This window comes from Pseudomonas tehranensis, assembly GCF_014268615.1.
GTDB lineage: Bacteria > Pseudomonadota > Gammaproteobacteria > Pseudomonadales > Pseudomonadaceae > Aquipseudomonas > Aquipseudomonas tehranensis.
Map to the genome: position 1 here is coordinate 1 of NZ_JABWQV010000192.1, position 9509 is coordinate 9509.

The 9509-nt window shown below is 61.3% G+C and carries 5 protein-coding genes; 2 read left to right on the top strand and 3 right to left on the bottom strand.

Annotation, left to right across the window (positions count from 1 at the left end; genetic code table 11):
• Window positions 1-120: 120 nt before the first annotated feature.
• Window positions 121-1407 (top strand): NHL repeat-containing protein, encoded by a 1287-nt coding sequence (locus HU811_RS20840; RefSeq protein ID WP_186657866.1) that lies wholly within the window; start codon window positions 121-123, stop codon window positions 1405-1407.
• A 45-nt stretch (window positions 1408-1452) separates the two neighbouring features.
• Here HU811_RS20840 and HU811_RS20845 read toward each other — a convergent pair whose 3' ends face one another.
• Both HU811_RS20845 and pdxR read right to left on the bottom strand, forming a co-directional pair.
• Window positions 1453-1746 (bottom strand): antibiotic biosynthesis monooxygenase family protein, encoded by a 294-nt coding sequence (locus HU811_RS20845; RefSeq protein WP_186657867.1) that lies wholly within the window; start codon window positions 1744-1746, stop codon window positions 1453-1455.
• Between the two features lie 123 nt (window positions 1747-1869).
• A complete protein-coding gene (gene pdxR, locus HU811_RS20850; RefSeq protein WP_186657868.1) occupies window positions 1870-3303 on the bottom strand; it encodes a MocR-like pyridoxine biosynthesis transcription factor PdxR in 1434 nt (477 codons plus the stop codon).
• Between the two features lie 205 nt (window positions 3304-3508).
• Here pdxR and HU811_RS20855 point away from each other — a divergent pair, with 205 nt between their 5' ends.
• The gene (locus HU811_RS20855) at window positions 3509-3949 is read left to right on the top strand and encodes a carboxymuconolactone decarboxylase family protein (RefSeq protein WP_186657870.1); all 441 of its coding nucleotides are present in this window, start codon (window positions 3509-3511) and stop codon (window positions 3947-3949) included.
• Between the two features lie 25 nt (window positions 3950-3974).
• Here the strand turns inward: HU811_RS20855 and HU811_RS20860 are convergent.
• The coding region (locus HU811_RS20860; protein WP_186657872.1) for a putative Ig domain-containing protein at window positions 3975-9509 on the bottom strand (5535 nt) is incomplete at its 5' end.

Here is a 9509-nt window from a genome sequence, read left to right on the forward strand (position 1 = left end):
GGGGGGGGGGGGCCGGATTCATGGAGCAAAACGAAATCGCCCTTGCATCAGCAGTAGAGCATTGAATTTTCAACCCCGGTATTTGGCACAAGGGCTCTCAACCCATACAGGAGTTATCGAATGTCTACTGACTTGTCTCGTAACGCCGGAAGCCTTGATCCTACCTTTGGCTCTGGCGGAAAAGTGTTCCCTTCCAACCCCGCCGACCCACTCATGCTCGGGAGCGTTTGGGGGCTTACCATCGCTCCCGACCACAAGGTGCTCATCGCCGGGAGATTCGGCCGGAACTACAGCATTATCCGCCTGAACCCAGACGGATCCGCCGACAGGGACTTTGGCGAATACGGTGTGATCACGGGCAGCTTCGCAGAGGGCTACGCCTCTGGCGGAGAGTCCATTTCACTGTTGGACAATGGTCAGATACTACTGACTGGCGTCTTTAAGGAAGATGATCAATATAGCCCCAGCCTGCCTGCGGCAGCACGTTTTTACAGCGATGGGCGTCTGGACACCAGGTTCGGTTTTAAAGGCCATGTCGTCATCCGGCTACCACTGGATCAATCCAATCCAGCCATTGCGGATAGTGCAACCCGTGACGGTAGCGGACGCAGCAGTGTCAGTGCCACAGTCCTCCCTGATGGAAAAATCTGGATGACCAGCGTACACCGCTACAGTTTTATCGATAGTGTCGGCGTGCTGATGCGGCTTGAGTCGAATGGCAATCTGGATCTCAGCCTGAACAACGGTAAGGGCTTCGTCATCGTGCGATACCCTGAGTGTTCGACTGAAATCACCACACACCTGATCCAGCCAGATGGAAAAATCGTCGTCGCCGGGATAGCCATCGTTGGCGGACGCGAAGCTGCATTCACTGCACGTTATGTGTCTGACGGAACGGCTGACCCAAGTTTTGGCAGTGCGGGATTTGTTCTCACTGAGATTGAAAGGCCGACTCAAATTCTGTCATTGGCGTTGCAAAAGAACGGGAATCTCGTCGCTGCGGGTTCGACAACCGTCGCTCCAACAGCTGGCTTTCTGCTAAGCCTCAGCCCAGATGGCAGGAATGATCCGCTGTTCAACCGAGGGGTGCCGTTGTTGACATTGATTGACGACAATCCGTACGGATCGCAATGGATCGGTGTTGCCACTGATGACAGCGGAAAAATTGTCGTAACGGGCGCCACTCTGGGGGGCGAAGAGGCCGACATCCTGCTTGCACGATACCTGAGCGATGCCAGCTTGGACGGCAGTTTTGGCGATGGCACGGGAATTGTGCGAACCAAAATCGGCAGCGGTGCCGATCATCCTCAAGCCATTGCACTCCAGGAGGACGGTCGCATTGTGGTCATCGGGATGTTCTTCTCGGAGAGCGGCTTCAGACCGGTCGTTCTTCGTTTCAAGAATTGAGTGCTGGTGTCCGGCTACGTAAAGGCAGGGGTGCCACAGTGCGTTTCAGACAATCGGGAAACTGTTGAAATCCACGCTGCGGGCCAGGCGACTATCGATCAGGCCGATGAAGCCCTGCACCTCGGGGCAGTTGAAATGGGCTTGCATCGCCGCTTCCGATTGCCAGCGAGCGCTGACGGTCCAGCGGTCACCGTCGTCCGGGCAACGGTCAACCATGTAGGCATCGCACCCAGGCTGCGCGCGCAGGGTTTCGACGATTTGCTGCAACTGGCGGCCCAGTTCTTCCGAGCGACCAGCGGCGGCTTGGACCTGTACGGTATTGATCACCTGGCGAGTCATGGTTCTGGCTCCTGAATCAAGTCGGACGGGATTTGGCTCGACATCAACGAGACCCCAGCAGGATAGGCCTGTAATGGCGAGGCTAAAACAGCCAATGGGCGGATAAATGCCCAGTCCAATGGCTCAAGTGACCTGCTGCAAAATGTCTCGCAAGCGGTCCAGGGCGATGTCGATGTCCAGGGTGTCAATGGCGCCGAAACCCAGGAACAGGCCGGGACGCACCGCAGCCTCATTGAAAAAGCCGTCGAGGCTGTACAGCCCGACTTCGGCTTTTCTCGCCAGCTCGATCACCAGCGCCAGGTCGATGGGCATCTTGCACAGCACTGCCAGGTGGAAGCCTGCGGTTGTGGGAACCGCCTCGAACCAGGGCGACAGGTCCCCGGCCATGCGCGCCAGGATTCGCTCGCGGCGCCCGGCATACAGCGTGTGGCAGCGGCGGATGTGCTTGAGCAGGCAGCCCTCGGCAATGAACTTGGCCAGTGCCCACTGGGGCAGGGTGGAGGTGTGTTGATCGGTGAGGCGCTTGGCCAGGATCACCGCTTCGAGAATCGCCGGTGGCAGGATCGCGTAACCGAGGCGCAGCTCCGGCAACAGCGTTTTCGAGAAGGTGCCGACGTAGGCCACGATCCCGCGTTCGTCCAGGCTTTGCAGTGAGTCGGCAGGCCGGCCTTCGTAACGGAATTCGCTGTCGTAATCATCCTCGATGATGATTGCCCCCAACGCGTAGGCCCGCGCCAGCAAGGCCTCGCGGCGGGCCTGGCTCATGGGCATGCCCAAGGGAAACTGGTGGGACGGCGTCACATAAATCAGGCTCGTGCCGTCGGGTATGAGGTCTACCCGCATGCCCTGGTCATCCACCGGAATCCCGGCCACCGTGGCGCCGTGGGAGCCAAACAGCAGGCGCGCCGGCGGATAACCCGGGTCCTCCATGGCCACCAGGCTGCCCGACCGGGTCAAGACCCGCGAGATCAGATCCAGGGCCTGTTGCGCGCCATTGCACACCACCACGTCATCGTCCTGACAATTGACCCCACGGGAAAATGCAATATGCCGGGCAATGGCATTGCGCAGCGCTGGCAAGCCCTCGGGCTGGCTGTAGAAGCCCTTGGCGCTGGCGATCTGGCGCAAGGCGTGAGCGGTGCAACGCCGCCAGTCGTCCAGGGGAAACTGACCCTTGCCGGTGGCGCCGCCGATGAAGTCGTAACGCAGCGCACCTTCAAGGGTGGGATGGCGCATCAGGTCCGGCATGTTGCGCCAGGTCTCGACGACATCGGCGCCGGCCAGCTCGCGGTGGCTTTGTTTGCGCACGATTGGGGCCGGGCGGGCATTGACGTAGGTGCCTCTGCCAATGATACCGGTGAGAAAGTTTTCGTAGGTCAGTTGGGTGTAGGTGTCGGACACAGTCTTGCGCGAGACGCCCAGCTGTTCAGCGAGCAAGCGGCTGGGCGGCAGTTGCGTGCCGGCGGCCAGGCGCCCACTTTCGATGGCGCTGCGCAGTTGTTGATACAACTGGCCCGCCAGGTCCTTGCGGCCGTTGATGACAACATGAAGTTCCATACCCGCGCGCTCCTGAGCGATTGTTTGGCGCCAGCCCTCAAAGGCGCAAGATTAACCGCATTGTGCGAATGCAAAGAAGTTGCGTGAAGAAAATCGCGCCAATTGGCCTGGCTGGGAAATGGTCCGGTGTTTTTCGACCGATTGGATCTGTCGCGCAGCCTGCTCACGTCCTACCGTGCAGGTACAGATCATCACGGAGTTCGCCATGAGCCAGCGTCTGGATTACTACAGTGCGTCCCCAAGGGCGATGAAAGCCATAATTGGCCTTGAAGCGCTAAGCAGTCGCCTGAGTATAGAACCGGGACTTGTGCATCTGATCAAGATCCGTGCCTCGCAGCTGAACGGCTGTGCGTTCTGCACCGACATGCACTCGGTGGATGCGCGCCGCCTGGGCGAGAGCGAGCGGCGCCTGTTCGCCGTGGCAGTGTGGCGCGACAGTGGTTTTTTCAGCCCCCGCGAATGCGCCGCCCTGGCCTGGACCGAGGCGGTAACGCTGTTAGCCGACAGCCAGGTGCCGGATGAGGTCTTTGCCCAGGCCCGCGCCGTGTTCAGCGAGGAGGAGTTGGTCGACCTCACGCTGGCGATCAGCACCATCAACAGCTGGAACCGGCTGGCGGTGAGTTTCCGCCAGAGTCCCGGTCCCTGATGGTTGATAGATCTGCCTGCTGCCGTCAGGCCGTGAAGTCGCTGGCATGCAGCTCCTTGACCCCCACCAGTTCGAATTCGAACTCGGCACTGGCGTCGGCATCGACACTGCCGTAGAGGATGCCATCGGCAAAACGCAGTTGACCGGTGGCATCGGCGCCAAAGGCATTGCTGCCAATGAAGGTGAAGGCATCGATGTCGGCGGTCAGCGGATTGGCGTCCAACCCGGTGAAGTCCAGTTGGTCGAACTCCGTGCTCTTGAAACCGCTGATGACATCGCGTAACGCCCCGACGCCCATGTCAGTCAGCGCCTGGAAGACGTAAGTGTCTGCGCCCGTGCCGCCGCTCAGGCTGTCGGTGCCCGCGCCGCCGATCAACCGGTCATCGCCTGAGCCACCCACCAGCGTATCGTTGCCCGCCCCACCGTTGAGCACGTTGGCGCCGCTGTTACCCGTCAGGTTGTCGGCGTAGGCACTGCCGGTCAGGTTCTCGACATACTTGAAGGTATCGAGGCCCGAACCCACGGTGTTCTGTTGCGCGGAGGTGGACAGGGTGGCCGTGACACCGGCCATGGCCCGTTCAAACGACACCGTGTCATTGCCGTCGCGGCCGTCCAGCACGTTGTTGCCGGCCCCGGCAAACAGTATGTTGTCCAACGCATTCCCGGTGCCGTTGGCGGCGTCGGGGGTATCGATGTACAGGTTCTCGACGTTGTTGCTGAGGGTATAGGCCGTCAGGCTGCTGTGCACGCTGTCGATCCCGCCAGACACCGGGTTGCTGTTGGTTTCGATAACGGCATCGCCGGTGTTGTCGACATAATAGGTGTCGTTGCCATCGCCCCCGCTCATGCTGTCGGCGCCGGCGGCGCCATCGAGTACGTTATTGGCGGCATTGCCGGTGATGAAATTGCGCCGCTCATTGCCGGTGCCGTTGATGTCCGATACGCCGGTGAGCAACAGATTTTCCAGGTTATCGCCCAAAGTCCAACTGACCGAGGCCTGCACTGTGTCGATCTGTGCGGTTGAGGTATTGGTTTCCACCACCGTATCGAACGCGTTATCAACCACATAAATATCGTTGCCATCGCCACCGGTCAGGGTGTCGGCGCCCAAGTCGCCATCCAGCGTGTCATTGCCCGAGCTGCCCACCAGCGTGTCGTCCTGGTCGGTGCCGGAAATCATCCCGCCTTCGTTCTGAGCGTCGTCGAAAATGTCCTGCACGCTGTTGTTGTCATCGGGATTGCCCTGGAAACCCAAGTCGTCGGCGATGTAATCGGCCAGGCGCTGGCCGACGATTTCCGCCGATTCCTCGTGCAAGTGCCAGACGTCGTCGGGATACACCAGCGGATCGACTTCGTAGCGCAGGGGCAGATCGGTGTAGTCCACGGCCAGTTTCACGTCCGCGCGCTCGGCGGCGATGGCCTCCTGGGTGGCGCGGACATAACCGACACCTTCAACAATGTCAGCGATCTTTTCTTCCGAATAACCACGGGCACGCGCCGCGTCCTGTTGGTAGTGCCCGGTTTCCATCAGGTACACGTTGAAACTGCCAAACTGGGCGTGCAGGTAATCAAACACGGCCAGCGTGGCGGTCTTGTAGGCTGCCGCCGCAGCTTCCTTGTCGGAGGCGCGGGCGATCTCCTGGGCCGCTTCCTCGCCTTGGCCCCAAACGATGCCCAGGGTGACGTTGTCGATGGCCCTGAGCTCGGCGAGCTGATCCTGCAGCAACGCCACGGCGCGCAACAGCGCAGGCCCCGGTTGGTTGGTGTCGGTCAGCCACCAGCACAACTTGAGCTCTTCGGCGCCCAGGGTCGACAGGCCATTGACCGTACTGCCACCCACCGCGATGTCGATGCCATTGCCGTCGGCATCCTCGAATTGACTGCGAACGTCATAGGTGGTGTACCTGCTCAGGTCATTGACCAGCATTGACGTACCGGACTGATCATCGTCCTCGGTCATGCGCAGCAGGCGTGCATTGGACTGGCCGAGGGTCGGCAGGTAGAGGATGTCCTGTTGGGCGCGCTCGCCGAACACGAAGTCATCGGCGGTCAGGGTGTTGAGGTAGTTACCGCTGAGGGCGATTTCGAAACGATTGCCGTCGGCGTCCGCTTCGCTGGATTTGATGTAGGTCTTGTCGCCGGCCGAGTTGAGGGTCATGTACAGCGTGCCGTTGCTGCCATTGCCGAGGCCGAGATAGCCCAGGCCGGAGACATCGATCTTGTCGACGCCCACGGTGAAGTCATAGATCGTGTCCGTGGCCGTGACGCCGCCGGTGTCGTAGTCGCGGTAGCTGTCGAGCACGTTGGTGTAGCGGAAGGTGTCGGCTCCGTCGCCGCCGTACAACGAGTCGCGACCGGCGCCACCATCGACAATGTCCGCGCCAGTGCCGGCCCTGATCGTGTCGTTGCCGCCCAGGCCGAGGATCAAGTCCGCGCCCGCGGTGCCGGTGAGGGAGTCGGCGTTGTGGGTTCCGGTGATGGTATTGGCCGGCGCATCGGCCACAGCCAGGGCGAAGCTGTCGCTCACCGAGGCACCTGACGGATCGGTGGCCTTGACCAGTACGTTGTAATTGCCTGCCGCAGTGCTGGTCGGCGTGCCGGCGAAAGTCAGATTGCTGGCATTGAAAGTCAGCCAGGCGGGCAGGGCGCTGCCGTCGGCCAGGGTGGCGGTGTAGGTCAGTACATCCTGGTTGGCATCACTGAAGCTGTCGGAGGTGACGGTGTAGCTGAACGGCGTACTTTCGGTGGCGTTCTGGTCGAGCAAGGGGATAACCACCACGGGTGCCACATTGCTGGGGGTGTTCTGGTCGGCGAAGACGAAATGACTGGCGGTCAGGCTGCTGACCAGATTACCCGCCAGCGACACTTCGAAACGGTTGCCGTTGGCATCGACCGTGAGGTCCTTGAGGTAGGTGCGGTTGGTCGAGCTGCTGTAGGTCACCAGCAGCGTGCCGCCCTGGCCATTGCCCAGTCCGGTGTAGCCCAGGGCCGATACATCGATCTTGTCGGCGGCCACGTCGAAATCGAGGATCTGGTCACTGGCGCTGGTGGAGCTGGTGCGGTAGCTGTCGAGCTTGGAGGTATAGCGAAACACGTCGGCACCCGCGCCGCCGGTGAGTTTGTCCACGCCGGTGCCGCCTACCAGAATGTCGTTGCCAGCCCCGCCATTGAGGGTGTCGTTACCGGCGCCGCCATACAGTTGTTCGTTGGCCGCGGTACCGGTCAGCGTGTCGTTGTTCGGCGTGCCATTGATCACAATGGGCGCGGCGGGCACGTCCTGCACCGCCAAGGTAAAGCTGTCGCTGACGGTGGCGTTGCTGCCGTCGGTCGCCGTGACCTGTATGGAATACGTGCCTGATGCTGTATCGCTTGGCGTGCCGCTGAAGGTGCGGCTGGCAGCATCGAAGACCAGCCAGTTGGGCAGGGCGCTGCCGTCAGCCAGTTTGGCTGTGTAGCTGAGGCTGTCGTTGTCCGGGTCGGTAAAACTGGTGGCCGGCACCACGTAGCTGAACGGGGTGTTTTCGGTCGCGTTCTGGTCCAGCAGTGGCGTAGCCAGCACCGGTGCCTGATTGGTCGGCGACGCAGTGGCAAAGACAAAGTTGGCGCTGGTCAGCGTGTTGAGGTAATTGCCCTCCAGCGCCACTTCGAAGCGGTTGCCATTGGCGTCAGCGGTCAGGGATTTGATGTAGGTCTTGGTCCCGGCGCTGTTGAGTACCACGTACACGGTGTCGTTCTTGCCGTCGCCAAGGCCGGTGAAGCCCATGGCCGACAGATCGATCTTGTCGGCGCTGACATCGAAATCGGTGATCACATCGCCGAGGTTGACGCCGCCGGTGTTGTAATTGCGGTAGCTGTCCAGGCGGTTGGAAAACACAAAGGTATCGGCCCCGGTGCCACCGGTGAGGGTGTCCATGCCGGCGCCGCCGTCGAGCTTGTCGTCGCCCGCGCCGCCACTGAGGCTGTCGTTGCCCGCCAGGCCCAGCAGGGTGTCGGCCGAGTCACTGCCGATCAGCGAGTCACTGCCACTGGTGCCGGTGACCACCCGATTGAAGATGAAGTTGCTGGCGGTCAGGGTACTGGTCAGGTTGCCCGACAGAATCAGCTCGAAGCGATTGCCGCTGGCGTCGGCATCGTAATCCTTGATGTAGGTGCGGTCGCTGCTGGCGCTGTAGCTGATCTGCAATGTACCGCCACGGCCATTGCCCAGGCCGGTGAAGCCCAGGTCCGCGAGGTCGATCTTGTCCTGGGTGACGTCGAAATCGGTGATGGTGTCGTCGAAGCTGGTGGTGGCGTTGCGATAACTGTCGGACTGGCTGGCGAAGCGGAACGTGTCGGCGCCGGTGCCGCCAGTCAGTCTGTCGATGCCCGCGCCACCCACCAGGATGTCGTCACCCGCGCCACCGTTGATGGTGTCGTTGCCGGCCCCGCCATAGAAAATCTCATTGGCGCTGCTGCCCACCAGGGTGTCGTTGCCGGGCGTGCCTTGTACGGTGGTCACCGGTACCGTGGCGCTGACATAGCTGCCGTCGCCGTAGACCAGCGTGGCGCCCTTGCTGGTGTGACTGATGGTGTTGGCGATGATTGCATTGCGGTCGGTGCCGTCTTCATTGCGTTCGGCAACACCGTAGGTCGACAGGTCGCTGCCGCTGATGATGTTGCCCTGGATAAGGTTATCGCTGCCGTTGAAGTACCGGCCGGACACGCCCAGGGTGTCGTCGTAGGACTGGATGATGATTTCCGGTACCGGATTGCCCAGGGAGTTGTTGTTGAGGGTGTTGTCGATGACTTCCACGTGGTTGCTGCCGTAGATGCGAATCCCGGCGCTGGCGTTGTCGTGGATGTCGACGCCGCTGACGGTGACGTCGCTGGAGAGCTTGATCAGCACGCCTTCGCCGCCGTTGCCATACACCTCGCCGCCGGTGATGGTGATGTTGCTGGGAGAGGGGATGTCCTCGCTGCCGCGCTGCACCACGATGCCGTTGCCGCCGTTGTTGTAGGCAACGTTATTGGTGAGGGTGAAGTCGTGGGTGCTGGTGACGACGTTGAAACCGTGGCGGTCGTTGTCGTAGGCGACGTTGTTCTCAAAGGTGCTGTCGCTGAGGAAGTCAGCAACGAAACCGTCCAGGCCGTTGCCGTGGGACACGCTGTTCTTGATGACCATGTTGACGGTCTGCTCGTGGGGGTCGAAGCCGTACCCGGAGCAATCCTTGATCTCGACGCTGTCGAGGGTGACGTTGGAGTCGTAGCCTTCTTCGCCGGGAATGTAGCCGTTGAACCAGCCGTCGATCTTGCCTGTGGTGTTGTCGCGGTTGCCGTCGATGGTGAGGTGGCTGACGCCGAAATCATGGGTTTCTTCACCGTAGGCCGAGCGGATGATGCCGGTGATCTTGGTGTCGGAGCCGTCGGCCACCTTGACGGTGGTTTCGCCCATGCCGTCCCCGTACAAATAGACGTTGCTCTTGAGCATCAGGCAGCCGTCGGAGGGTTCCTCGCCGGCCGAAACGATGTAGGTCCCGGTCGGCATGTACACCTGCCCGCCGCCTGCGGCAGCCGCCCCCCC